This is a genomic window from Acinetobacter bereziniae (genome assembly GCF_016576965.1).
Classification (GTDB): domain Bacteria; phylum Pseudomonadota; class Gammaproteobacteria; order Pseudomonadales; family Moraxellaceae; genus Acinetobacter; species Acinetobacter bereziniae.
Genome location: NZ_CP066119.1, coordinates 1945267 through 1971756, shown reverse-complemented (window position 1 = coordinate 1971756; position 26490 = coordinate 1945267). Strand labels below are relative to the sequence as shown.

Below are 26490 nucleotides of genomic sequence, written 5' to 3'. Positions count from 1 at the left end.
CACCCTAAAATGACAACAATTAAAGCAAAATTCGGTTTAGGGCGGTAAGTTTGAGACTTGCTTAAATTAACCTACACATCGTCTATCAAGGAGGTGTACATCTTCATTGATGATACACGGCATAGCAAAATCTAAAAGACTCAATACGAGAAAAAAACCACAAAGCATTATTCAATAATCAACATTGATGAATGCTTTTAATTAATCTGTCCGCCTGATGCTGCAATCAATTGTGCTGTATTGTTTAACTGTCGTTGTTTTAATTCCAAAGTTGCTTGTTCTGCTTGTAAGCGCAAATTTTGTGCCGTAACCACTTCTAAATAACTCACCATACCTGCTTGATAACGGCGAGTGACCACTTGTTCATTTTCTCTTGCTAATTCAAATAAACGACTTTGTTCATTTTGTTGTTGCCTAAAACTGGCAGATTGTAGAAGTGCATCTTCAACTTCCTTCCATCCTGTTAAAACCGTTTGTTTATAATTCGCCGTTTTTTCAGCATAACGTGCTTGTGCAAGCTCAATTTCAGCTTTACGTTTACCACCATCAAAAATAATTGATGTCGCTTGCAAACCTGTTGACCATAAGTATTGTGGCGCTTGGAATAATTGACTCAAAGTTTGAGCATTGACTGAGCCATTTATACCGATACTAAGATCAGGTAGCCAAGCCGTTTGCGCTAATCCAAGTTCTGCATGTGTGGCTGCGAGTTCTCGTTCAGCACGTCGAACATCTGGACGCTGAATTAATAAACGGCTAGGAATTTGTGTGGGTAAAACAGGTATTTGAAAGGTTTGTTGCTGCCGAGCCATGTGAAATTGTGAAACCGTTTTGCCCTGTAGTACAGCCAAAATATTTTCTTGTAAATCACGATCACGTTGTATTTCAATCTGCTGAATTTCAACTTGTTTGCGCTGTGTTTCTGCTTGAATCACATCTGCACGTGCGATCATTCCAGCAAGATATTGGTTATTGAGAATCTCGACAGATCGTGAATAACTTTTTTGGGTTTGCTGTAATACCGCTAACTGCGCATCCAATATCCGTATATTCCAATAAGCCTCTGTTGCTAATAATTGCTGATTGAGTCTTACAGCATCTAAGTCTGCTTGAGAAGCGGCTAGATTTGCATTTTGCCCTTCAATCGCTTTTGCAACTCTGCCCCACAAATCTGGGATCCAACTGACTTGAATACCCGTAGACCATTGATTTTTTGCTGAGCTTTGCTTGGTTGCTTGACGATTTACTCCACCCTCTACGGTTAACTTTGCTGAACGTTGCGCATACTGTTGGTTGAGTAATGCGGCAGCTTGCAGATATCGTGCTTCAGCCTGTTTTAAATCCAAATTTTCGAGATTGAGTTGTTGCATCAATTGATTCAAGGTTGAATCATGATAAATCTCCCACCATGCAATTGAGTGTATTTTTAAATTTTTGGTTTGTTTCCAGTTTAAAGTTGAATATTTATAGTGCTGATCTGCTTGAATAATTGGCACTTGATATTGCGGTGGATGCCAAACTTTGGTTAATTGACATGCTGTCAGGAACAACATACAACTTAGACTGATCACATTTTTTTTGATTAAATTTTGCATGTTATAGTTCCTATTGACCAGACTGAACGATATGGCTGCGCTTCAATCTTGCGCAAAATTCTGCGCATTTTTCCAAAGCTAAATATAAGACAGGTGTGCTATATAAGGTGAATAACTGACCCAGTGCTAATCCACCCACAATGACAACACCTAAAGGTTGGCGTAACTCAGCCCCTTCAGCCCAGCTAAGTGCCAAAGGAATCGCGCCAAGTAATGCTGCGCTATTGGTCATTAAAATCGGACGAAAACGCAAGCTTGCAGCAGACAACACAGATTGGTATGCGGACTTACCTTGACGCCGTTCAAGCAAAGTAAAATCAATTAAAAGGATGGCATTTTTCACCACGATACCTATCAACAAAAACATGCCTAAAAGTGCAATGAGGGTAAATTGGAAATCAAATAACCATAGGGTAAATAGCGCTCCCAATGCCACAGCTGGGATGGTAGATAAAATAGTTAAGGGATGAACAACACTCTCATAAGTAATCCCCAATAGAATATAAATCAGGAGTATCACCACCAAAATTAACCATGCTGTGCTTAAGCCACCTTGTAAACTTTCTGCTTCTACATCTTTATCCGTGGTCATAAATATTTCATTGGGCAACATCACTTCAGGCAAAACAGATCGTATCGCAGCATCGGCCTGTTCATAACTGTAACCTTGTTTCACCACATAACCGATACCCATCGCTGCAAACTGATTACGGCGATATACTCGATCATTACTAATCCCATATGACCATTTGGCAAAATTACTCAATGGTACCGATGCACCCTGTTGATTTGGTATACGCACATTCGCCAAAGCTTCTGGATGCTCAGTAAAATGCTTATCGACTTCCATCACCACATGAAATTGTTGATTTTGATCATAAATGGTTGAAATCTGACGTTGTGAAAATGAGTTATTCAATACACTCGATATATTTTCAATCTCTACACCCAAACGACGAGCAGCTTCACGATCTATATCTAATGTGACATGCTGAGCGCCTTCATCTCCCATGCTTTCAACTTCCTCAAGTTCAGGAAGTTTTTGCATGGCCTGCGCAACTTTGGGCACCCATTGGCGTAATAAGGCAACATTGTCAGATTGCAGAAGCAACATATAATCTTGGCCACTCCCGCTTGAAAATGGATCATCTAGTTCTAACTCTTGCTTAACACGTGCCGAGAAAATTGCCCCAGCTTGCCAAGGTGCATTTTGCTTAAGTCGCTCAACAATTTCATGTGAAGATTTTCCACCACGCTCGGCTTTTGGTTTTAAACTCACCATGAGAAAAGAGTTTGTGGTTCCTCCTGCTCCGCCTGAAGTCCCAATGACATCTTTTACGGCTGGGTCTTTTAATACACTTTGACTGAAACTGGCAATTTTCGGCTGCATAATCTGAAAAGAGAATCCATCATCACCACGTATAAAGGCATCTACACGACCTGTATCTTGCTCAGGTAGCACCCGTTTCGATAAATTCTGGTAAAGATATGCGGATGCCCCAATTGCCCCAATCCACAATAGAATTGCAATATAGGCATGTCCAATCATCCATTTCAGGGAGCGCAAATAGAGCTGAGTTAAATATTGTGTTGTACGATGGCTAAACTGGTACAAAGCTTGATGCTGATAACTTTTAAGGGGTTTAAGTGTCCGTGCAGACAAACTGGGGGTGAGAACCAATGACACCAATACAGATAAAATGACAATAAACACTAAAGTTAAAGAGAACTCTCTAAACAATCGTTCAATCACACCGCCCATAAATAGTACGGAAATAAAAATCACTACCAAAGCTAAGTTCATTGCCACCAAAGTCGCCCCAACTTCGCTGATACCTTTAATTGCAGCTTGAACAGGCTGTTCACCTTGTTCAATATGACGCTCAATATTTTCTAAGACGACAATGGCATCGTCCACAACCAATCCGATTGCCACAATCACAGCCATGATCGACAAATTATTCAGTGAAAAACCTGCGAGATAAATCAAGCTACATGCGCCAATCAAAGTCACGACCAAGGCAATACTGGGCACAATTGCACTTTGTAAACGTCCCAACATCAATGCGACGACGACGATCACCAAAAACATGGAAAATAATAAAGTATCACGTGCTTCATCAAGACTGGCTCGAATAATCTCTGATCCATCCATCACGGTGATGAGTTGAGCGTCCGCAGCAATTAAGGCATTTAATTCAGGTATCTTTTCTTTTATTTTTTCAATGGTCGCAACAGTATTGGCATTGGGTTGACGGCTGATTTTAATAATCACAGCAGGTTGACCATTATGAAAACCACTGACATAACGATTTTCAACGGAGTCTTGTACCTCTGCAACGTCTTTTAAATGAACCAATGTCTGCGCATTTCGATAAACCACCAAATCAGCAAAGTCTTGTGCAGTTTTTAAGTCATTTGAAAGTGCGACCTGCCATCGTAATTTTTCAGTCTCTATGACACCCAATGCCTGTGTTCGATTTGCCTGAACAATCGCTTCACGAACTTGCTCCAAAGAGATCCCTTGAGCAATCAAAGCATTCGGGTTAAGTGTCACTCTCACCGCAGGCATAGAAGCACCATCAATGGCAACTTCACCAACACCACTGACTTGAGCAAGATTCGGTTGTAATTGATTCGCAGCAATCTCATAGAGTTTTCCAGCAGATAAATGCTTTGAACTCAATGCCAAATAAAGAATCGGGCTTTGACTTGGATTAATTTTAAAATATTCAGGTGGGCTAGGCATACCAGAAGGAAGCTGTGACATAGCAGCATTAATCGCTGCTTGTACTTCTCGAGCAGCTTCATTAATGTCCGTATCCAAAGCAAAATGCAAAACCACTTGACTTGAACCTTGACTACTTGAAGAGTTAATGGCTTTAACCCCTGACACGCCCATCATGGCTCGTTCCAAAGGAGTTGCCACTGTTGCAGACATACTTTCTGGACTTGCTCCCGGTAAACTGGCTCGCACAACAATTGTGGGGATATCAGCTTGCGGTAGAGCTGCCACTGGCAAGCGGAAATAAGCCAATATGCCCAACAATACAATTGCTATACCCAACAATATGCTGGCAACGGGTCGATGAATAAAGTTTGAGAGCACCTTCAAGACTCTCTCCCTACTTCATTTGCCGTTATTGTTGATGACTCAGATTTTGAAAAAGATTGTTGCAATCGATCAAAGAATAAATAAACCACGGGTGTTGTAAATAAGGTGAGTAACTGACTAACAATCAAACCACCGACCATCACGATGCCGAGTGGTTGGCGTGATTCTGCACCAGCGCCCGAAGCCAACATGAGTGGAATCGCTCCGACCAATGCTGCAAGTGTGGTCATTAAAATCGGACGAAAGCGCATTAATGCTGCTTGATAAATCGCCTGCTGCGGTGTCAAGCCTTCATTCCTTTGCGCAGCCAAAGCAAAATCGACCATCATGATGCCGTTTTTCTTGACCAGACCAATTAATAGGATGATTCCGATCAATGCAATCATATCCAACGGTCGTTGTACCAAAAACAAAGCCACTAAAGCACCGATTGCAGCAGAGGGTAATGTTGAAAGAATGGTAATGGGATGAATAAAACTTTCATATAAAATCCCCAAAACAATATACATCGTGACAATCGCGGCGATGACCAGCCAAAATGTATGTTGTTGGGCATTTTCAAATGCTGCCGCCGCACCTTGTAATTTCAACTTCACATCGATAGGCAAATTGAGCTGTCGTTCCACTTCATGAATGGTTTTAATTGCATCTCCCAATGCCACACCTGAAGCAAGATTAAAAGACACACCACTGGCAGGAAATTGTGCTTGTTGTTGTAAAATAGTCGGCACTCTTTTTTGAACAATCGTAGCAACAGTACTGAGTAATATGGGTTCACCATTACCATTATGAATATAAGTTTGCCCTAAATGATCCAAACCTTGTGTCAAATCAGGATTGAGCTCTAAGACAATACGATACTGATTTGATTGGGTATACAGTGTCGCAATCTGACGTTGGGCAAATAAATTCTGTAAAGCCAAACTAATATCTTCAACGCTTAAACCTAAACGAGATGCAGCATCTCGATTGACCTCAATAAATGCCTGTAAACCTTGTCCACTCCCCTCACTGGTGACATCTGCAAATTCAGAACGTTGTGCCAATGCATCTACCAATAGAGGCGTCCATTTTTCTAAGTCTGAAGCTTGTGTTGCACTTAAGCTGAGTTGATATTGAGTCCGACTAATTTTGTCTTCAATACTCAACTCCTGTACAGGTTGTATCCATCCATAAATACCTTGAACTTGACTCATTTGTTTACGCAAACGGGACATCACCAGATCAGCATCATCACGCTCAGCATGTGGCTTTAGGTTAATTAAAATACGCCCATTGCTCAGTTTCGGATTATTGGCATCTACCCCAATAAATGAAGATAAACTTTCAACCGCAGGATCTTTGAGAATTTGACTGGCAAGTTTTTGCTGACGTTCACTCATGGCTTGGAATGAAATATCATCTGGTGCTTCAGTTACGACTTGAATCACCCCACTGTCCTGCACTGGGAAAAATCCTTTGGGAATCGCCCAATATAAGAATCCTGCCAGCAATACTGTACTCAACATTACGACTAAGGTCAGGGGTTGATGGCGAAAAACCCACGCCAACCCTTTAGCATAATAATCAATAACTTGATCTAAGCTCCAAGACTTTTTTGAAGTTACAAGCTGAGTATTTTTGAGTAAATAGGCGCACATCATCGGTGTTAATGTTAAAGACACCACCAAAGAAATTGCGATTGCTGCGGCCAAAGTGACTGCGAACTCATGGAATAAGCGCCCAACGACGTCGCCCATAAACAGTAATGGAATCAGTACTGCGATCAATGAGACTGTCAAAGATATAAGAGTAAAGCCAATTTCTCGAGCACCTTTCAATGCTGCTTGTAATAAATTTTCTCCAGACTCTCGGTGCCGTGCAATATTTTCCAGCATCACAATCGCATCATCGACCACAAAACCCGTCGCAATCGTCAGTGCCATTAAGGTCAGATTATTAACAGAGAAACCTAGAAAATACATCACCACAAAAGTACCAATAATTGAAAGCGGTACAGCAATACTTGGAATGATGGTTGCAGATAAATTCTTTAAAAACAGAAAGGTCACCATGACCACAAGACAAACAGCAAAAACCAATTCTTTTTGTACATCGCGAATTGAGCTTCGAATACTTTCCGTACGATCTGTTAAAACCCGAATTTTAACGTTTTCAGGCAAATTCTTTTGTAATTCAGGCAATACCTGCTTAATTTGATCAGCAACCTGAATCACATTGGCATTCGGTTGGCGTTGAATATTCACCAAAATCGCTGACTGGCTGTCTGCCCAAGCTGCCATATAACGATCTTCACTACCTTCTATGATCTTTGCCACATCTTTTAAACGTATCGGTGCGCCGTTATTCCATCGCAAAATTAAATTTTCATAATCGTGAATTGAGCGAATCTGGTCATTGGCATCCAACATTGTGGTTCGAAAAGGACCATCAAAACTGCCTTTTGGTTGATTGGCATTGGCTGACTGAATCGCTGTTCGTACTTGCTCTGCACTCATTTTATAAGAAGCAAGCGCTGCTGGATTCATTTGTACCCGTATTGCAGGTCTTTGCCCACCTGCAAGACTGACCATGCCCACACCAGTCAGTTGTGAAAGTTTCTGAGCAACACGTGTATCAACCATGTCATAGACTGTAGTTAAAGGCAAAGTATCAGAACTAATGGCCAAAGTAATCACTGGAACATCGGCAGGATTAACCTTGCGATACACAGGCGGTGTGGGCAGATCACTGGGTAACTTATTGCTGGCTGTACTGAGTGCGGACTGCACTTCTTGCTCAACTACACCCAATTCCGCACTGAGTTCAAACTGTAAAGTAATTACCGACGCACCAACAGAACTACTGGACGACATCTGTTTCAACCCTGCAATTTTCCCCATTTCACGTTCAAGTGGCGCGGTAATGGTTCTTTGCACCGTATCGGGATTTGCACCGGGTTGAAAGGTATATACCTGAATAATCGGATAATCGACTTGTGGCAAAGCAGATACAGGGAGCAAACGCCAAACTAAGAAACCACTGAATAACAAGGCAAGCATTAACAGCGTCGTAGCGACTGGACGTAAAATAAAGAATCGTGAAATATTCATGATTTATCTCTGAGTTGCGTCCACGTTTGAAGTTTGTTGGCGCTGATCTGAAACGATTTGAACTTCTTTTCCTTCTGATAGTCGATCAATCCCTTCTAAAACCACCTGCTCTTTTGCTGTTAAACCCTCTATCACTTCAATTTGACCGTTTGAAGTCATGCCCAGTTTTAGCATGCGAATTTCAGCTTTATGTTGTGGATTAACAATATAAACATAGGTTCCTTTGGCGCCATGTTGCACAGCATCATTTGGAATCGTGATGGCATTCTGAATCGTCTGTGTATTCAAGCGAACATTGACAAATTGATTTGGAAATAAAGTATCGTCTTGATTGTTAAACACTGCTTTTAGCTTTAATGTCCCGGTACTGACATCAATCTGATTATCCAGTGATTGTACACGTCCCATCGCTAACTTGTTTTGCTCACTTTTGTCCCATGCACTCACTTCAATTTGCTGTCCTTTTTTCAAAGTATCACGTAGCCCCATCAAATAATTTTCGGCAACTGCAAATTGCACATAAATAGGATGGACTTGAGTAATTGTGACCAAGCCTGTTGTTTCATTGGCCTGAATTAAATTACCCGCATCTTTTTGTCTAAAGCCTACTCGCCCTGCAATCGGTGAATAAATTCGTGTAAACGAGAGCTGTAATTTAGCCGCATCAACTTGGGCTTTGTTCGATTGTATTTGCCCTTTAAGCTGATTCACCAATGCTTGTTGTTGCTCGACTTGCTGTTTGGCAATCGAGTCTTGCTTAAACAGTAATTGATAACGTTTTAACTCTGTTTCTGCATTTTGCAGTTGTGCTAAATTTTGCTGCTGGGTGCCCTGCGCCTGTGCCAATGCAACTTGAAACGCTGCAGGATCTAGTTGTGCAAGTAGCTCGCCTTTTTTAACCCATTGACCTTCTTTAAAATAAATTTGTTGTAGCACACCAGAAACTTGACTTTGAACATTGACTGTATGTGCAGGAATTACCGTTCCTATAGCTTTGATCTCAAGTTGTAAATTTTGCTGCTGTACGGATACTGTTCTTACAGGAACAGGTTTACTCCACTGACTGTATTCCTCTACAGGTTTAGACGTCGATTTTTTCCAATAAAAACCTGCTAGCGCCGAGCCAATGAGAATGATTAATCCAATTAAATATTTAAACTTCTGCTGAAGTGAACTCTTTTTGGGGCTTATATTGACTAATGGATTACTCATAAAAACTCTTATTCAGACAGTCGCAGAATTCGCGATATTTACAAAGATCAAACCAAATAAAGTGACAATTCACTAAAAATCAGTGCTCATTTCATCCATTCGCTTGATGAAACTTGATTTAAATCAGTTCAATACTACATGTTGCTTTTTGTAATGTTTATTATTACATTTAATAATCATTATCACTATCATTATTTTCAATACTTATATCTACCCAGCAAAACTTTGTTCTGTTCGCTGATTCAACAGGCAACTTCAATGAATTTGAACTTAGAAAAACAGCAATGGTTCAACCATATTTATCAAGACTATCAAAGTAGTTTGGTTTTGTGGTTTAAGCATAAGCTGCATAATCACCACTCTTCAGAAGACTTGAGTCAAGAAGTTTTTTATCGTGCATTAAAAAGCAACTATCGTTTTGAAGAAATCAAAGAACCCAAAGCATGGCTATTGGGCATAGCCAAACATGTCATCATTGATCATTGGCGACATCAGCAAATTGAACGAGGTTATTTAGAGACACTCCCCTCAATCCCTCAAGATGATTATCCTTCGACCGAACATCAAATCTGCATGCGCGAAACTTTGAATCAGGTCCAACAAACCCTTGAAAACCTTCCCAATCGAGTTGCTCAGGTTTTTTTATTATCTCAGTTAGAAGGAATGACTTATCGCGCCATTGGTCAGCAACTCAATATTTCACAGGCCACAGTAAAAAGAGATATGAAGCAGGCATTCAGCGCTTGTTCTAAAACCTATAACAATACCTTGAACTAGATATATCGTGATCAGATTAAAATTTTCTCGATTAGATAAAGGCTTTACAAGATTAACATCAAGCTACTGATTTATATAAAATAATAAGAATTTCTTTTTAATATTTTTATTTCCAAATTGTCTAAAAGTAAAAAAGTTAGAAAAATTTGAGCTTTTTTTTCACATTAAACGACTAATAGATAAATATAACTCGTATGAGAATCTTATGAAGGAACATCAAGCTAAGCATGCTCTGACTGTGGCTATTCGAACTGTACTTTGGGGTGGATCTATTTTAGTCAATGGATCATTATTTGCGGCATCAGATAATACTGAGAACCTGCCACAAAACTCCGAACAACTTCCGACCATTACGGTCACTGCTACCAACAGTGATACATTAACAACCGAAGAAACAGGTCTTTATACGGCGAAAGCAACCACGGCATCCACTGGATTAGCCCTCAGCTTAAAAGAAACACCGCAACTGGTGAGCGTGATTACTCGCCAGCAAATGGAAGATCAAAATCTCACTCAGTTAACAGATGTGGTCACTCAAGCTGCGGGTTTAACCATAAATCAAGGCGGTAATATCGGCTCCGATAACACACCAATTTATGCTCGTGGTCAAAGCGTAGACAATTACTTATTGGATGGTGTAAAACTCCTGAACTCTTATTCAAGTATCTTTCAAAGCCAAGATACTGCGCTTTTTGACCGTATCGAAATTGTACGTGGTGCTAATGGTTTAATGACAGGTGCCGGTTCAGCAAGTGCCAGTATCAACATGGTTAGGAAAAAACCATTACAGAATTTTAAAACTTCAGTGAGTGCAAGTGCTGGCTCATGGGACACATATCGTACCGATATTGATGTTTCATCACCATTAAACCAATCAGGAAGTATTCGTGGTCGTGCCGTATTGGCTTATCAAGATGGTGACTCTTATATCGATCGTTATGCTGAAGAACGTAAAGTTGCTTATGGTGTACTTGAAGCTGATTTGACTGATCGAACCAAAGCAAGTTTCGGTATCAGCCACCAACAAATTGATATTACAGGCATCGCACGTGGGGGCTTACCTTCATACTATAAAGATGAATCACTGATCAATTGGTCACGTTCTGATTCAGCGGCAGCTGACTGGACCTATTCAGACCGTTCAACAACAGGTTATTTTGCAGATATTGAACATAAATTTAATGACAATTGGAAACTCAAGGGAACGATTTCTCGAACTGAAACCTCTTCTGATGAGGTAGTCGGCTATGCATATAGTTCAGGAATTGAAAAACAAACAGGTGCTGGCGCTTTAATTTATGCCACACGTTGGGATTATGAACCTACACAGAATCTATTCAATTTAACCTTAAATGGTTCCTTTAATCTATTTAACCAAACTCATGACGTGGTCGTGGGTACAACCTATACAAAAAGTGACAATCAACGCCCAACATATTCCGGTTGGAATAATGGAATGTCTTGGGATGGTAATCTAGGTAATATTTTCACTTGGGATGGGCATAATCCAACTCGTCCAGAAACAATGATTGATGGCTGGTACAGTGGTGATGACAGTAGTCGCTCTATATTCGGCGCTGTTCGATTAAAGCCTTCAGACAAAGCTGCCATTATCTTGGGGACACGCGTTGAAGATTGGAAACGTGTAACCAAAAATCACGACAATGCCACAAACACTACCGAAACAACATCACGTAAAGAAACAGGTGAAGTGATTCCATATATTGGACTGACTTATGATTTGACTGAGCAGTGGACCACTTATGCCAGTTATACCAGTATCTTTTCTCCACAAGACAGAAAAACAGTGAGTGGTGACTATTTAGATCCACTTGTTGGAAATAGCACTGAGCTTGGAATTAAAGGTGAGTTCTTCGACAATCAATTAAATATTGGTGCTGCCATTTATCAAACCAAAGAAGACAATAAAGCCATTGCTGTCGATGGAGTTTTTGCTCCAGATGGCTCGCAAGCTTATCGCGCTGAATCAGGTACAGAAAGTAGAGGTTTTGAACTAGAAGCAACTGGAAAACTGACAGAGTTATGGCAAGTTTCAGGAAGTTTCACTCGTAATCTATCAAAGGATAATAAAGACAACGCCATAAATACCAATATCCCTAACAATACAGCAAAAATATTTACCACTTATACCCTGCCTTATTTCGATAAAGCACTGACAGTAGGTGGCAGTCTACGTTGGCAAAGCGATATTTATTCGGATGTGACCCGCCCTGTAAATACACGCTTTACTCAAGACAGTTATACACTCGTTGATTTGATGGCACGTTATAAAATCAATGAAAATTTGTTGGTCAATCTCAATGTAAATAATCTATTCAATGAAAAATATCATTTAGCGACAACCAATAGTTATTATGGTGCACCCACAAACTTTAATGTAGGTGTTCGCTACAGTTGGTAATTCTGTTTTTAAATTTATGATTAAATCCGAGCTTAAATAAATTCAATCTAGTAATGTGTTTGAGCTTTAAAAATAAAACTATAAAGTGGTCGTGATGACCACTTTATGCTTATAAAATAATAGTCCTTTTAGTCAGTACTAAATTTGACTACCAGAAATGCATGAGTTTAATTTGCTCTAAACTAGGCATCTGTCTGACTACTTTTGAAATGGCCATTTTAATTGCGCCAAATATTCATTTGGAATTGGGCTACGTACACCGACTTGATCTGGTTTAATATTTTGCTTTTCATAATAGAAGCTTCCAAAAATAATATCCCAGAAAATAAACACCTCACCAAAATTTTTCCGACCATGCCCGTGTTTATGATGAATGCGATGTACTTCAGCAACAGCAAAAATATATTTTAAAGCGCCGACTCGATAGTCCACATTGGCATGTTGAAAAAATAAGTGTACTGCCATGTACATCATCCAACAACCAATCAATATACTTGGAGCTCCTAAGATTGCAAGAATCATAAGGCTTGGTCCTGCAAGTATTAAGGCACTCAATGGATGCCTTTTTTCAGCATTCAACCAGTATAGCCGACTAGAATGATGGTGAATTGCATGTAATTTCCATAGAAACTTATAACGATGACTGAAACGATGCATCAACCACAATCCAAAGTCGATCACCAAGGCGACAAGCATAAGTTGCCAAAACCATGACCATTGATCCGGCCAGAGACGTGGGAAAAATCTAAATATGTCCAATATTTCAATTATTTTAGATACAGAAACAATCAAAACTAAATTAAAAATAGCATGTAAAATATCGGTCAATCCATCTTGATGTGACTCTAACCAATTCGGCTGATAGGGCGAATGATATTCAGCCAAAGCAATCATCAAACCACTCAGCACAATAAATAAGATCGAACTTGGCCAATATGTCATCTGCCCCGATAGAATCACGAACATGACCCAGACAGTCAAAGCCATCCAAACTGGGTAAAATAAATATCTGAATGACATCTTTAACAATGTATTCAATTCATCACTCCTTTTCCGTTTAAAATGTCATTTCAGTATGCGGATTAGAAAGTGAAAAGAATTGAATGAAACAGCTAGATTACTATTCAAGTATAGGATCAGATGGTTGCCACATCGGAATCTGTTCGATCGATGGAATGAATTTTAACAGTGAAGGTTGAATACCAAACATCTGTTTGCACGTTCTACTGAAATGAGCTTGATCAGAAAAGTGGGATTGATATGCCACATTTGTCAGGGTAGTTTGCTGACCAGCTGATTGAATCGTTTGAAGTAGTCGTAACCATTTACGATAACTTCTATAAGAAATACCAAAGCTTTCACTAAACCAGTGACTAAAACGACTTTCTGAGAGATTAAATTGTTCTGCGATTTGTTTAAGGGTTAAGTCTTGCTGTTTACTCGAACTAAGAAAATTTGAAAGATGCTGTTCTCGTATCGTGGGTTGTTTAAAATGATTAATTCCACAGTAATTTAACAGCATTTGAAAAGCTTTGTCGTGATGACGCTGCTGGATAAAATATTTACGAAGTACAATCACCAAATCTTCAGGTAATACGGTCATTGTGGAAATGGGTTGTAGGTATTGATGGATGATCTCGGCAAGAAAATGTGTTTGATCAATATAAATTGAACAATATGTTCCTGACTTTAAATGATGCAATGTATTTGCTGTAATATATACGCCACTGCTAAATATGCATTGTTCCTCACCACTGACCTGAATACATTCTCCTGCATTTTTTGCAAAACTTAATTGGTGTGCGTGGTGTCGATGTAAATCGTTGTCGCCAACATTACCTTCAAAATATCCAATGCCATAGCCAATTGAGATTTTCCCCAGCCAGTATTTAGAAGATACGTCGCTTTTATTCATAAAAGTCATCACCTCATCAAATTGACCATTTAAATTCATACAGCAGCATTTTGACTACTTATTCGTCCCTTTTAAATACCTATTTAAAAACCACCCGAAGGTGGTTTTATTAATTCATTTCTAAAAAGATTGTATTAAACTTAAAAATTCGATGTGTCGACTAGAATTTATAGGTTGCACCCACAAATACTTTTTGGCGCTCAACCAAATAAGTATCTGAACCATTCGATAGTTTCTTGTCTAATAAGTTAGTTAAACCGCCACGAAGCGTTAATTTATCATTTACTCTATAATTACTGGTTAAATTTACAATGGTGTGTGGTTTTTGCATTGTCGGCGTCGCTGTCTTATCACTTAAATATTGCTTACCTAAATATTGTGCAGACAATTCAACATTCAGTGGATCTGATGCTTGCCAATTCAATGCTGAGTTTATTGTTAATTTTGATGTATTAATTAGATTTGCACCTGTGTCTTCATTTTTTGCTTTTAAGAAATAGGTGGCATTATTATTCCATTTTAAATTATCAAGGACTGGGAAATTTGCCACCATCTCGATACCACGTGTTACTGCACTTTGTATATTTTCATTACGCGTAAACCAATTTCCATAAAAAAAACCGAGTGGAGAATAAGCGATTTTATTTTTAAAATCTGTATGGAAGAATGTCAACCCTAAGTCTGTTCCAAAGCCAGTATAGTTCACACCAATCTCATAGTTTGTACTTTCTTCAGGCTTTAAGTTTGGATTACCTGTCATATAACAGCCCCCACGTTCATAAGTGTGAGATACGCCCTTTTCGTCATACCAATCTTGACCTTTCAATCCATTACAACCATTCCCACCTGATTGAGTAGCACCACCTGGAGAAGACTCTTTTACCGTGGGTGCACGGAAACCTTTTGCAACGCCACCTTTAATAACAAGGTCATCAGTTGGACTATAAACTAAATATCCACGTGGACTATGATGAGTTCCATATTTATCATCATGATCTAAACGGTTACCGACAGTGAAAGTCAAATTTTCTAGCAGTGAAATATTATCTTCAAAGAATAATGCCCAGTTCTTATTTTCCACTTTTGGATCACTATAACCTTTTCCATCCCAACTTCCACCTGGTAATGTTCCTATGGTATCTGAATTGGTCAATTCTTGTCGTTTCCATTGCCCCCCAACAGTCAAGGCTTGCTTAAACACCACTTCAAATGGCATGGTTAAACTACCTTCAACGATCATTTCATTTGATTTAGTCGTAAGTTCACCTACACTCGAATCATAATCATTGTAATAGGCACTTAATTTAGATTGACCAATCGCCCAGTCACCCTGATGCGAAATGCTGAATGTATTGTGTTCTAATTCTGCAGCACCCCAACTTGTGGCTTGTTCAGCTCCCGTAGTTTGATTAATTTGCGAACCTTTCTCATTCTTTTGAATGCTATGCCCTGCTTCAAAACTAAATGACTGTTTGTCTGTTGGCTGGTAGTGTAACATTGCATTATAGTTTTGATCTTTAGAACCTGTTGTACCATCACCCGCTTTATATTTTTTATCTGCTTCTCTTTCAGTCATTCCTGCGGTTAGTCGTAACCCCAGTGTATCCGTCAATGGACCAGCAGCCATCACGCCTGTTTGTAAAGTCGTACCTAAATCTGAAGACGTTGTAGGTTGAGTATAATTTAGTGTGACATTGCCACCCCAAACACTTGGGATTTTTTTGGTGATGATATTAATGACACCACCCATTGCATCTGATCCATACAATGAAGACATTGGTCCTCGTACAACTTCAATTCTTTCAATCATATCTGGAGTTATCCAGTTTAAATCCTGACGTCCTAAATCTGGACGATAACTGACATCACGGGAAGAACCGATACGTTTACCATCCACGAGAATCAGTGTGTAATTGTCAGGTAAACCGCGTAGTTTAATTTTAGAGCCTTCTTTGCTAGGACTAATTCCACCAGTAACCCCAGGTACTTTACTTAATAACTCGCCAAGACTACCCACCGGTTGTTTTTCTATATCTTCACTGGTAATCACACTAATACTGGCTGGTGCTTCTTTAACATCGACCGCCTGACTACTTGCTGTAACGACGATCGTTTTAAGCTTGGAAGAGTCTTCTGAAGTCTCGTTTGCATATGTTGAAATTGACATTGCTGAGAGTATGGAGAGAGATAGTGCTTGAAGTGTTAATTGTTTATTCATGTTAATACGCAACTCAAATTACGGAGGGATTGTGTAAGAATTGTTGCACATTGTATTTTACCAAATATTCAAATGCAATTAATAATGCAAATAATTATCATTTAAATTATTGTATTTTATTTACTATAAAAATTATTCCATATCGTTTGTACTTTCCTAAATTTAGCGAAGATGTTAAGGCGTTTATATTTTTAAGGGATTTATACGGTAGTGAACTCAGACTTTTCGGCAATTCAAAACGTTAGCAATTTCTAAGCTACCTATGCGGTAGTGAACATGCTTTTTTGATGCCCCAAGCAGCATATGTATTTCTAAGCTACCTATGCGGTAGTGAACGCAATTCCCTCGTTGGAACCGTGGGGGTGGACTTTCTAAGCTACCTATGCGGTAGTGAACCTAAAGTAGAAATTACAACTGTTAAAGATTGTTTTCTAAGCTACCTATGCGGTAGTGAACATTTTGCATTTATAGATGATACGGACATAGATTTTCTAAGCTACCTATGCGGTAGTGAACTTCACCAAATCGCCTCTCGAAGCACCATTTCTTTTCTAAGCTACCTATACGGTAGTGAACTATAATTTTAAAACAAAAAATAAAATAATAACAGTAAGTTAAACCTTAAAATCATCAAATGACCCAAGTTTCTACTTACAATTATAACTTATTGATTTTATTAAGTTGTTAAAGAGCTAAAAAATATTGGGGTAAAATTTTAGAATTACCTTCTGTTTCACTAAAATCTATACAATCCAAATTTTCCTACTTTTGCTTCATTTGCAAAAAATTTATAAAATATTGCCAAGCAATTTATAAACTCATCATATTTAAACTGACTCGCCAACAACAATCAATCCATCTTGATCATCTAAAAAGTTTAGCTCAACCAATCTAGCAATATCACGATAAAAAGTACGTTCTGTTTTACCTGTATATAAAACTTGGATTTGTGGTATTCGATATAACTCAGCTTGGTTTAAAAACTTTTTCGTTTGTCCTGTTACAAACATAATTGTTTGAATTAAATTAAATTGTCTATCTGAGATCCGTTTACTAAATTTGGCATCATTTAAAGCTGTTTGATACAACAAAAAGCCGATTAATCCATTACTTTGATCATGTAAATTATTAATGGTCTCGAACATCCCTTTTAGCACAAACTCAATAAAAGATTGATTGGCTGAAGATTCCTTTCTATCAGCAGCTTTTCGACATGCATTAAACAAAGCAAAATACTCATGAATATTGATTTGATAATATGCCCATATCGCTGACGAACTAAATCGGTAGCCTGATTGTTCAAGCAGTAACATTTCAATTAAACGTCCTGTTCGTCCGTTACCATCCCAAAATGGATGAATCAATTCAAAGTAATAATGTGCTAAACAAGCACGGATAATAGCGGGCTGATTAATCACATTCGGGCTATTTAACCATTCAATCCAAGCTATTATAAGATACTCAATATCTTCAATACATTTTGGTGGACGATATGTACCACCATGTTCGCTATTACCTACCACTGTTTTTTGGTTAGGTTGATTATTCCTAAATTGCCCTGCTGGATTATGTTGTTCTTCTAGATTTTGCGATACCAGGCTATGTAACTTAATGACGGACATTAAGGATATACTTTGACCCTCTTTAGGTTGTAATTTTTTTTGACTGAACTGTTTGATCCAATCTATTGCCTCTTTAAGATTGGTGAGACGACGCTCCTCGGTCTTTTGTATTGTCTTAGGATCTAGTCTTAAAATTTCCTTCGTCTCTTGCTCTGTAAATTGACCACCTTCAATGGTATTTGTACTATAAATACTACTCGCTAAAACCTTTTCTTGTACTTGATCTATAATTTGAGGCAAACTTGGCATTTTATTAAATCTATTCTGTGCATCGTTTACACGATCAAGCATAGGTGTAACCTGCTCTAAGTCAAACCCAAGCTGAAAGGTAAAAGAGCCGGACTTGTACGTCATGACTCTTAAAGTTGTGTCATCTAGCCAAACTTTACTTTGATCAGGCATTTTGTCAATTTTTTTGTCAAATAAAATGTCAAAACATTATTATTATAAATCATAAATTTAGTCAAATTTTAATTGTAATAATGTCAAAGATTATGTCACTCATTTTGTCAAATTTTGTTTTAAATATAATATCGAAATTTTTCAATTGATTAGACTTTTCCAGTCACATTAAACCTATATCCAATTAATTTTAAGTTCGTTAAGTTACCTATACAGTAGTGAACTTCTCCAATCATCTTGTGCTGTTGCATTACCATTTCTAAGCTACCTATACGGTAGTGAACGAGTATTACGAGTTATCAAACTATTCGCACATTTTCTAAGCTACCTATAAGGGTATCTGGTAAGTGCCCGATACCACTTATTGCTTTTGCACCCCAGACATTAAATTTTTTAGGTTCGTGATTGTCACCAACAGTACGAATGACATAAGAACTACGTCTGCCATGTCCAGCATTTAATATTCCTCTTAAATCCTCACTATCTTTTATGAAAGAATCAGCTTCATCAATCAATAATGTTGGCGTCCATTTTTCGATACTCCTAAATAATGCTGCGGCAGTTATATTGGAAGTAGGCATGGGGCGTTTTACAAGTTCGCTAATCACATTCAAGAATTGTGTTTTACCACAACGTTTTTCGGGTGCAGTAATGCAGGCTATAGGGGAAATTTCCATGGCATCTAAGGTGATAAGGGATTTCACATGCTGTTTAAAAGAGCCATTGAAAGTACGGGCTTTTGTTTTACAATTGGAACTTTCACAGAAAGTTTGAAAAGTTAAGTTATCCGTAGAACTTAGTAAACTGAGCATTTCCTGACTCTGTTCTAGATTGATTTGTTCTAAATTTTGCATAAAAGCTCCTCATCTCGCCATATCTCTATGGCGAAAGGTCTGAGTTAGTTCTTTACTCGTGATTTTAAATAGGTGGTTTATTCAGTTTGATATAATTATAATTTCTTACAGTCGTTATGAAATTGTCTATAAAAATTTTAATATCTTCTTCATCTGTAGGGCGAATTTCACATCCCAAAATTTCTATTCTTTTATAAATACTTAATTCTAAAACTCTATAAAAGTTTGAATATATTTGGGAAAGTTGATCGCCGATAGATGGGTCCGTTGATAAAATTTTGATTGTCTCATTTGCATAAATAATTGAGAGTTTTCTGATAAAATCAATATTTTGATCGCAATCATTTAGGTAATTTAATACCAAACAATTCTCTTTTAAATAGCTATATATTTTCGAAAAATATTTTCGAAAAAGTTTTTGATCATTTAGGTTCATGTCGATACTCCTTGATTTTGTGAAGCTTTACTTTTTGCCCATATTTGTAATTCTGCATAAAGTAAATAAACATTAGACTGTTTTGAGTTACCATCTTTAATAACACAAGCAGCTAACTCTGGATCTCTGGAAATGAGCTCGTAAAGCCCCTGTCTTGATAAATCAAGAATGCGACAAGCCTCATTAAATGAGATGCGGATTGGGGGGAGTTTGTTCATATTTATTCCTGTATAAGTAATGGTATAAAAAACCATAAACACATCTTTAAATAAATTTTTTTTTAATTCTTATAATTAGAATTTTATTTTTTATAATTATAATTTTATCCACTCAATTTACTGATAAATATAACATTAAATATTTAAAAATAATCGAGATATAATTTATTTAGTTTTTAAACCATTTCGCTACAGTTTGATCACTTGGAAAATCGTCAGGAAGATGCTGTCCTTTGCCTCTGAGTAGCTTCTCAATATTCGACTTAACCCCATGAGGTCTTTTTGTATTTAAAAGAACAGATTCTGCAATTTTTTTTAGAAATAGTTTTACTGCTTTTCGCTTCTTTGGAATTTTATCAATTCCATATTTTTTATCGTAAGGTAAAAGTAAATTTAAAGCGTTAAAAATTGCAGTTATTGTACCAATTTCCCTTGCACTAAGTGATTCATCTGTCTCATTTTTATTTAACTTAAAACGACTATAAGTCTTAAAAAAATTTGCCGTTTCTGTATTGTTTGCATAAAAAAATTGCTTGGTATACCAGTATAAACCACTTATAAAAATATCTATTTTTTCAAAAACATCATCTTCGGAAGACTTTGTATTTAAACTAATTTCTTTTATAAATTTATCAAAAGAAATTGCATTTCGTCCCTTACAATCACTATCAATGATTTCGAACTTCTTCAAAATTCCTTTTTCTTGTAATTGGAAAACAGCTTCAATTAAACTTTCCTTATAATTCATATTACTTTCTCTATTTATAAATGCTTGTTCTAGTCCCAATGCATCCAAAATACTTATTTCGTTAAAACATAAATACGAGTTTTGAATTAGATTGATTTGTTCATCAATAGTATACAAAACAACAGAATTATCACAACTTTCACGAATAATAAAATCAATATAATTACTTGATATAATTAACTTATTTACAACCCCTTCCTTTAATGGGAAATACACATATTCAGAAAATTGCATAACAGTCTTCTTAGAAGTATAAATAGGCAAAATTAAAACCTCCAATTAAATCAATCTAAATTTTAATTTATGTTTTATCCAAATGTTAATGTAGCTTGAAGACGAAAATTTTCAATAAAACATATACACCGAATATCAATATAAACAAAGATATACCCAAGCTATAATATTGAATAAACTACTATCCATTTGTCATACGATCAATTTCATCTGCCCACCACTGCATCATATCTTTTCGTTCTTCAAAGTGTGCGCCTTTGTCATATACACCTTTAACTCCTTTTTTAAGGTGAGCTAACGTTGCTTCCACTACTTGCTCCTTATCACTGTATCGATTGTTTAACGCTGTGCTTGCAATATGCCTAAACCCATGGGGGTTCTGCCTACCTTTATATCCTAAACGATTTAGGGCTTGATTAAACGTATTGTCTGAAACAGGTTCTACCAAACTCCCACGACCTACAAACAATAAATCAGATTCCGTTTTAAACGTGTATAACTCTTTCAGTAAAACTATGGCTTGGTGGGGTAGTGGCACGGCGTGGGCAATATCCTTTTTCATGATTTCAGCTGGCTTGATCCATACCGCTTGATCGAGATCGAATTGCTCCCAAGTGGCATAACGTAGTTCAACAGGTCTAGGAAATAATAAGACCAATAATTCCAACCCTATCGCCATGTCTCTTTTAGGATAGGTCCTAATGGCATGGATTAAGGCTGGAAGCTCATACATTTCGACAAACTTCATGTTTCCGCCGTTGTTTTTATCTAAGTGCTTTGTAATCCCTTCCAAAGGGTTGAAAACGATTTTCTCTTGAAACTTTGCCCAGTCATAGGCATTACGGACGTATGATGTTAATTTTTCCACTTGGGTATAAATACCTAAGTTACGTTGTAAACCTTGAAAAAAATCAAACCACTCTTTAGGTGATATAGCTGTGAAATCTCTCTCACCAAATACTGGGATGATGTGCCGTTTGATTGATTTAACTGCCTTATCATACGTATCAGCTCCCCAATGAGACCCTTTTGTATCTAACCAATCGAACATTAAAACCTTAAAACGCTGATTTTCATTTTCTATTTTTTTTTGTTTAACTGATCTGCATGTATTTATTTCTTCGCCATTTGATAGCTTCTCCAATAACTCACTTGCTTTTTTCCTTGCTAAAGCGCCACTTATGGCTGGATACGCCCCTAAACCCATCCACGACCATTTCCCATCAGTTTTTTTATATCTTAATTGCCATGATTTTGTACCTTGCTTTTGAACGAGGAAGTACAGCCCAAGACTATCCAATTCCCTATAGTCCTTATCTTCAGGTTCGAGACTAGCCAAAGTCGTATCTGATAATGGGCGTTTCTTTATTGCTGCTCTTTTCATTTTATGTCACAGATATTTGTATCATGAGTTCAATTATAAAACCATGATACACAGCGTGATACAAGAAATTTGATGGTGTATGCTTAGATATGAGGGTATATAATGGCATAAAAAAACCCTAAATCATTATAATTTAGGGTTTTACATGCATACAAATATATGTAAGTTTATATGAATTTAATGTCTTGGTAGGTATATCCAGACTCGAACTGGAGACCTCTACGATGTCAACGTAGCGCTCTAACCAACTGAGCTATACACCTGAAGTGCTGAGAATATTATTCATTTTTCAGCAATATGACAAGACTTATTTTTTAGCTTTTAACGCATTCGAACACTCTTTAAGCAATTTCTTAATTTTTTGAATATCTTGTTGATTTTCATTAGCTAAATACGTGATTTTTTGAAAAACTTGATTTGCCTGTTCAAAGGAACTTTTTTCTTCAACCTGACTTGCTAAACGAGACATCCATTGTTGAAAAGTTTCAAATTGTGCTTTTTGATTTAGCTCAGGTAACTGCTGATTAAATTTAAAAATCAAGCGCTCGAGTTCAGACATCTGACGCACTCGAAAAAGTTTTGTCACTCCCCAGTAAATCAGTAACAATCCAATTATCCCAAAAATTAAAACTAGTCCATAACTATAGATTGAAGTTAGCCCCAGTTTTTTCATCCACCCACTTTGCTTTTCCGCATCATAACCCACGACTTTGCTTTGCCATTGAAAACTTGCGTAGTCACTCCAGACTCTTAATGTTCTCAATACGGATGAATGCTGAAAACGTAAATTTGAATAAGCTGCATCCCCAAAAAACGCTGCATTGCCATCTATGGTCGTTTGCATTCCCTGATCTATTCGCATCGGCGCAATGATGGCTGTAGGATCAATTCGACGCCACTGTCCTTGTTGATACACTTCTGCCCATGCATGAGCATCTAACTGACGTACTTCCCAACTTTTTCCGTCAGGTGCAAGTTCTCCACCCTGATAGCCTGTGACGACCCTAGCAGGTATTCCGACATAACGCATAAGCAAAACAAAGCTTGAGGCATAGTGTTCACAGAAACCCTGTTTTGATTGAAATAAAAACTCATCAATTCGGTGATTCCCCAATTTCCCCGGAGCTAGCGTGTAAACAAAATTCTCTTTTTTATACCAGTTTAGAATATTTTGAATATAGATATCAGGGGTTTCTTGGCTTTGTTGATACATACTCACTGCAAACTTCTGCGCTTGTAGATCACGATTTTTAGGATATTTTAGATTATTTTTAAGCATCAATTGTTCAAACGCCGGGGCTTGAACATCCTGTATACGCTGACCAATCCATTGCAATTCGATGGGTTGTACCCGTTGTACAAGCCGTTTCGGTGTAATAGACCAGTCTTGATGTAGTTCAAAACGTTGTTCTATCGGTATCGATTTTTCTAAACCTGTGATCCACTGCTGACTTGGATCACTGGCTAAATATCGATAATGAAATCCATCCACTTGACCTGCTATTTTGGAATAGGATTTGCTCTGCTTATTGGTTAAATCACTTGTCCAAGTTGTGCCATCATAACGATCCAATACCATCGCTCGCCAATACAACTCATTGCGGCTTGGAAACTGTTTCATGTCTCCAATAATTCGAAAAGCCAAGGCACTCGATTGCGACAATGATGCAATATCTCCAGGGGACATCCGATCACTCAATCCTGTCACCGCTTGATTATTGGGAATCGGAATTTGCCAAAGTGGAGGCAAGCGTGGAAAAAACAGAAATAGTAAAATAAAAAAGGGTAAAGCCAAACCAATAAACTTAACGATATGGAATGAGTCGTTTTTAAGAGATTTTAAAACAGGTTGTGTAATTTCAAAATTGGCTGTCTGTACGCGGTACAATCCAACCAAGCAACTGATTAAGCAGCACAATACTAAAACAGCCATTGCAAAAGATTGGCTATGTAAAAATAAACTTGCACCCACAAACAAAGCAAAATTAAACAGGATAATAAAGTCACGTTTAGACTTGGTTTCTAATGCTTTGGCAAATAAGAATGTAGAAAGTACGGCAGTTCCAGCTTCTACGCCTAAAAATGTTTGAGTGTGCAGATAGATAATTAATAAGGCAAAAAATGCAAATAATAGCTTCGGCGCTTGCAACAAAAATCGAGGAACATTGAGTGTTTGATGAGTATTTATTTTATGATAATACCCCCCTAAACCGAGGATATTCACCAAGAACAATATCGACAAGGCAATTGGCATATAAGCAAGCTGTGCCAACCAAATCAAACTTAAGGCAACTAAAATTGAAACTTGAATTGATCTATTCATACCCACTCCTCAAGCTTGTGCCAACAAAGTTTTGATATGAATATAATGCTGCTCCCCTACACCATTTTCAGTCTGAGCATGCGGTAAAATAATACAATAAGGTGATTGTACTTGTTCACAACGATCAACCAATTCCATCATTAAACTGAGTTTTTCTTCATGTTCTGCACTGGGCATTTTTGCATATTCAATTTGCATGGCGTGGGTATCGAGTAAATCCTCAAACTGCTTCACAAAAAGTCCTTGTCCTCGAGCAGCCTGCTTCCATGAAATACTTTGTAATGAATCACCAATTTTAAAATTTCTTAACTCTTTAAACTCGTCCAAATCAGGTTGACCCGTATTCGCCTGAATATGTGAATATTGCACACCAGACTTTGCTTCAGGGGCTATCCAATAATCATGGGTCAGATAAATGTATGTCCATGCTCGGACTAAGCCTAGTGGATAAGTTGAATAAATCTGAATTGGAGGAATTGAAAATTTGCCACGCTTTTGCGGGATAAAATTTAATTCAACACGCTGTTGTTTATCCTGAAATAAAAAAGGTAGTAATTGATCATCGAATTTAAAATTTAAAAACTTCGGGCTTGCGCGATGTTGTTGCAAAATCACGGTGACTTTAAAAGCTTCATTAACCTTACCAACTTCATCAACAATGACTTCTATTGTCACACCATGCAATTGTTTAAAACTCAAATAAAAACTAATACACAAGATGGCACTTATTAAAAAGCAAAAACCTAAAATTAAGTTATTTGCATAGTTAATTCCCGCAATAAATGTGATCAAAATAAGCACAAGATAGAGGAAGCCTTGTTGATATATGAATACTAAAACTTCATTTTGTTTGAGTGTGCGTATACCTGTATAACGAAATCTTTGATGCAACCATTGCACGAATCTTTTAGCAAACATGGTCAAATCCCAATTAACCTTGAACAGGAACTTTTTGCATCAAAGCTAAAGTTTCAGACTCGCCTAATCCTATACGATGCGAAGTAACTGCAACAAATACGGCTTGTACATCATCTGCAATTACAAATGATCTTTTTTCAATAAATGCATGCGCTTGAGCAGCCTTTTTCAATGCCAATACACCACGCGTAGACAACCCATGACGTCCTTTTCTGGTTTCTTCAGCTAAATCAAGTATATAATCAAAAACCAAATCATTAATTGCAATGTTATTAACCATACATTGTAATTGCAGAATCTCTTCTTGTTTAAAAATGGATTGTAAATTTTCAATTAAGTCATGACGAGAATGTTGTTGTAAAAGTAATTTTTCTGCTGAACGTGATGGATAACCCAGGGATAACCGCATTAGAAAGCGGTCTAACTGAGATTCAGGTAGGCTATATGTACCACTTTGAAAAAGTGGGTTTTGTGTTGCAATCACCCAAAATGGCTGTGGCAGTGTATAACGGACACCATCCACTGTGACATTACCCTCTTCCATTGCTTCCAACAATGCACTTTGGGTTTTTGGACTACAACGATTGATTTCATCCGCAAGTAATATTTGAGTGAAAATAGGTCCATACTTAAATTCAAATTGATGTTCTTTTTGATTAAACATATTAATCCCAATCACATCACTGGCCAGCATATCATTGGTAAATTGAATTCGTTGAAAATCAAGCCCTGCTAAACGAGACAAACTGCTGGCTAAAGTCGTTTTACCTAAGCCTGGCAAATCTTCAAAGAGTAAATGCCCTCCAGCCAATAAACTACACAAGGCAAGTTTTGTTTGTTGCTGTTTATCTAAAATGATTTGGTTAATTTGCACTAAGAACTCATCAACCTTCGGATAATAACGTGATAAGTCTAAATCACTCAATTCGGAATTCTGTTGCAGTGTATTTCCTCGTGTTGTTCCCCAAATCACCTTATTTTCCCCAATCGTAATTTTTTAAGTAA

General features: G+C 37.6%; 18 protein-coding genes, 1 tRNA gene and 1 CRISPR repeat array. Of the genes, 2 read left to right on the top strand and 17 right to left on the bottom strand.

Annotated elements, in window-relative coordinates:
* Positions 1-197 precede the first annotated feature (197 nt).
* From I9192_RS09110 to I9192_RS09095, 4 genes are read right to left on the bottom strand one after another with little or no spacing between them, the layout of a single operon-like run.
* Complete coding sequence (locus I9192_RS09110) at positions 198-1595, bottom strand: efflux transporter outer membrane subunit (RefSeq protein WP_005029529.1); 1398 nt, start codon at positions 1593-1595, stop codon at positions 198-200.
* Positions 1596-1605: 10 nt separating this feature from the next.
* Positions 1606-4710: an efflux RND transporter permease subunit gene (locus I9192_RS09105; protein WP_005029531.1), complete on the bottom strand. Its 3105-nt coding sequence runs from the start codon at positions 4708-4710 to the stop codon at positions 1606-1608.
* Positions 4707-7802, bottom strand: a complete 3096-nt coding sequence (locus I9192_RS09100; RefSeq protein ID WP_005029533.1) for an efflux RND transporter permease subunit — start codon at positions 7800-7802, stop codon at positions 4707-4709. Before I9192_RS09100 ends, I9192_RS09105 begins: the two co-directional genes overlap by 4 nt.
* Positions 7803-7805: 3 nt before the next feature.
* The gene (locus I9192_RS09095; protein ID WP_005029534.1) at positions 7806-9014 is read right to left on the bottom strand and encodes an efflux RND transporter periplasmic adaptor subunit; all 1209 of its coding nucleotides are present in this window, start codon (positions 9012-9014) and stop codon (positions 7806-7808) included.
* A 258-nt stretch (positions 9015-9272) separates the two neighbouring features.
* Here I9192_RS09095 and I9192_RS09090 point away from each other — a divergent pair, with 258 nt between their 5' ends.
* Both I9192_RS09090 and I9192_RS09085 read left to right on the top strand, forming a co-directional pair.
* The gene (locus tag I9192_RS09090; protein ID WP_005029536.1) at positions 9273-9791 is read left to right on the top strand and encodes an RNA polymerase sigma factor; all 519 of its coding nucleotides are present in this window, start codon (positions 9273-9275) and stop codon (positions 9789-9791) included.
* A gap of 205 nt (positions 9792-9996) precedes the next feature.
* On the top strand, positions 9997-12213 hold the full coding sequence (locus I9192_RS09085) for a TonB-dependent siderophore receptor (protein WP_200150350.1): 2217 nt from the start codon (positions 9997-9999) through the stop codon (positions 12211-12213).
* A gap of 198 nt (positions 12214-12411) precedes the next feature.
* Here I9192_RS09085 and I9192_RS09080 read toward each other — a convergent pair whose 3' ends face one another.
* From I9192_RS09080 to I9192_RS09020, 13 genes are all read right to left on the bottom strand, one after another.
* Positions 12412-13251 carry a sterol desaturase family protein gene (locus tag I9192_RS09080; protein WP_005029539.1) on the bottom strand — a complete coding sequence of 280 codons (840 nt, stop codon included), beginning with the start codon at positions 13249-13251 and terminating at the stop codon, positions 12412-12414.
* A gap of 82 nt (positions 13252-13333) precedes the next feature.
* Positions 13334-14128 carry a helix-turn-helix domain-containing protein gene (locus I9192_RS09075; RefSeq protein ID WP_227567112.1) on the bottom strand — a complete coding sequence of 265 codons (795 nt, stop codon included), beginning with the start codon at positions 14126-14128 and terminating at the stop codon, positions 13334-13336.
* Between the two features lie 160 nt (positions 14129-14288).
* Positions 14289-16346: a TonB-dependent receptor domain-containing protein gene (locus I9192_RS09070; protein WP_005029543.1), complete on the bottom strand. Its 2058-nt coding sequence runs from the start codon at positions 16344-16346 to the stop codon at positions 14289-14291.
* 248 nt (positions 16347-16594) lie between these two features.
* Positions 16595-16922: direct repeats of the CRISPR family, unit length 28 nt; unit sequence TTTCTAAGCTACCTATGCGGTAGTGAAC.
* Positions 16923-17173: 251 nt separating this feature from the next.
* On the bottom strand, positions 17174-18370 hold the full coding sequence (locus tag I9192_RS09065) for a Fic family protein (RefSeq protein WP_005029545.1): 1197 nt from the start codon (positions 18368-18370) through the stop codon (positions 17174-17176).
* 299 nt (positions 18371-18669) lie between these two features.
* Positions 18670-19224, bottom strand: a complete 555-nt coding sequence (locus tag I9192_RS09060; protein WP_005029547.1) for a hypothetical protein — start codon at positions 19222-19224, stop codon at positions 18670-18672.
* Positions 19225-19288: 64 nt separating this feature from the next.
* Entirely contained in the window at positions 19289-19660 is a 372-nt protein-coding gene (locus tag I9192_RS09055; protein ID WP_005029549.1) for a hypothetical protein, read from the bottom strand.
* Entirely contained in the window at positions 19657-19878 is a 222-nt protein-coding gene (locus I9192_RS09050; protein ID WP_005029551.1) for a hypothetical protein, read from the bottom strand. Before I9192_RS09050 ends, I9192_RS09055 begins: the two co-directional genes overlap by 4 nt.
* A 169-nt stretch (positions 19879-20047) precedes the next feature.
* Positions 20048-20860 carry a hypothetical protein gene (locus I9192_RS09045; protein WP_227567113.1) on the bottom strand — a complete coding sequence of 271 codons (813 nt, stop codon included), beginning with the start codon at positions 20858-20860 and terminating at the stop codon, positions 20048-20050.
* A 181-nt stretch (positions 20861-21041) separates the two neighbouring features.
* Positions 21042-22244 (bottom strand): tyrosine-type recombinase/integrase, encoded by a 1203-nt coding sequence (locus I9192_RS09040; RefSeq protein ID WP_005029555.1) that lies wholly within the window; start codon positions 22242-22244, stop codon positions 21042-21044.
* A 186-nt stretch (positions 22245-22430) separates the two neighbouring features.
* A tRNA-Val gene (locus I9192_RS09035) sits at positions 22431-22507 on the bottom strand.
* 44 nt (positions 22508-22551) lie between these two features.
* Complete coding sequence (locus tag I9192_RS09030; RefSeq protein WP_200150349.1) at positions 22552-24567, bottom strand: transglutaminaseTgpA domain-containing protein; 2016 nt, start codon at positions 24565-24567, stop codon at positions 22552-22554.
* A gap of 9 nt (positions 24568-24576) precedes the next feature.
* The gene (locus I9192_RS09025; protein ID WP_005029560.1) at positions 24577-25485 is read right to left on the bottom strand and encodes a DUF58 domain-containing protein; all 909 of its coding nucleotides are present in this window, start codon (positions 25483-25485) and stop codon (positions 24577-24579) included.
* Between the two features lie 13 nt (positions 25486-25498).
* Positions 25499-26458 carry an AAA family ATPase gene (locus tag I9192_RS09020; protein ID WP_005029561.1) on the bottom strand — a complete coding sequence of 320 codons (960 nt, stop codon included), beginning with the start codon at positions 26456-26458 and terminating at the stop codon, positions 25499-25501.
* Between the last annotated feature and the right edge of the window lie 32 nt (positions 26459-26490).

What these genes read in the sequence shown, in the direction of transcription:
- I9192_RS09110 (WP_005029529.1), bottom strand. Translation starts at nt 1,595, where the DNA reads ATGCAAAATTTAATCAAAAAAAATGTGATCAGTCTAAGTTGTATGTTG.
- I9192_RS09100 (WP_005029533.1), bottom strand. Translation starts at nt 7,802, where the DNA reads ATGAATATTTCACGATTCTTTATTTTACGTCCAGTCGCTACGACGCTG.
- I9192_RS09095 (WP_005029534.1), bottom strand. Translation starts at nt 9,014, where the DNA reads ATGAGTAATCCATTAGTCAATATAAGCCCCAAAAAGAGTTCACTTCAG.
- I9192_RS09090 (WP_005029536.1), top strand. Translation starts at nt 9,273, where the DNA reads ATGAATTTGAACTTAGAAAAACAGCAATGGTTCAACCATATTTATCAA.
- I9192_RS09085 (WP_200150350.1), top strand. Translation starts at nt 9,997, where the DNA reads ATGAAGGAACATCAAGCTAAGCATGCTCTGACTGTGGCTATTCGAACT.
- I9192_RS09075 (WP_227567112.1), bottom strand. Translation starts at nt 14,128, where the DNA reads ATGAATAAAAGCGACGTATCTTCTAAATACTGGCTGGGGAAAATCTCA.
- I9192_RS09070 (WP_005029543.1), bottom strand. Translation starts at nt 16,346, where the DNA reads ATGAATAAACAATTAACACTTCAAGCACTATCTCTCTCCATACTCTCA.
- I9192_RS09065 (WP_005029545.1), bottom strand. Translation starts at nt 18,370, where the DNA reads ATGCCTGATCAAAGTAAAGTTTGGCTAGATGACACAACTTTAAGAGTC.
- I9192_RS09060 (WP_005029547.1), bottom strand. Translation starts at nt 19,224, where the DNA reads ATGCAAAATTTAGAACAAATCAATCTAGAACAGAGTCAGGAAATGCTC.
- I9192_RS09055 (WP_005029549.1), bottom strand. Translation starts at nt 19,660, where the DNA reads ATGAACCTAAATGATCAAAAACTTTTTCGAAAATATTTTTCGAAAATA.
- I9192_RS09050 (WP_005029551.1), bottom strand. Translation starts at nt 19,878, where the DNA reads ATGAACAAACTCCCCCCAATCCGCATCTCATTTAATGAGGCTTGTCGC.
- I9192_RS09045 (WP_227567113.1), bottom strand. Translation starts at nt 20,860, where the DNA reads ATGCAATTTTCTGAATATGTGTATTTCCCATTAAAGGAAGGGGTTGTA.
- I9192_RS09040 (WP_005029555.1), bottom strand. Translation starts at nt 22,244, where the DNA reads ATGAAAAGAGCAGCAATAAAGAAACGCCCATTATCAGATACGACTTTG.
- I9192_RS09030 (WP_200150349.1), bottom strand. Translation starts at nt 24,567, where the DNA reads ATGAATAGATCAATTCAAGTTTCAATTTTAGTTGCCTTAAGTTTGATT.
- I9192_RS09025 (WP_005029560.1), bottom strand. Translation starts at nt 25,485, where the DNA reads ATGTTTGCTAAAAGATTCGTGCAATGGTTGCATCAAAGATTTCGTTAT.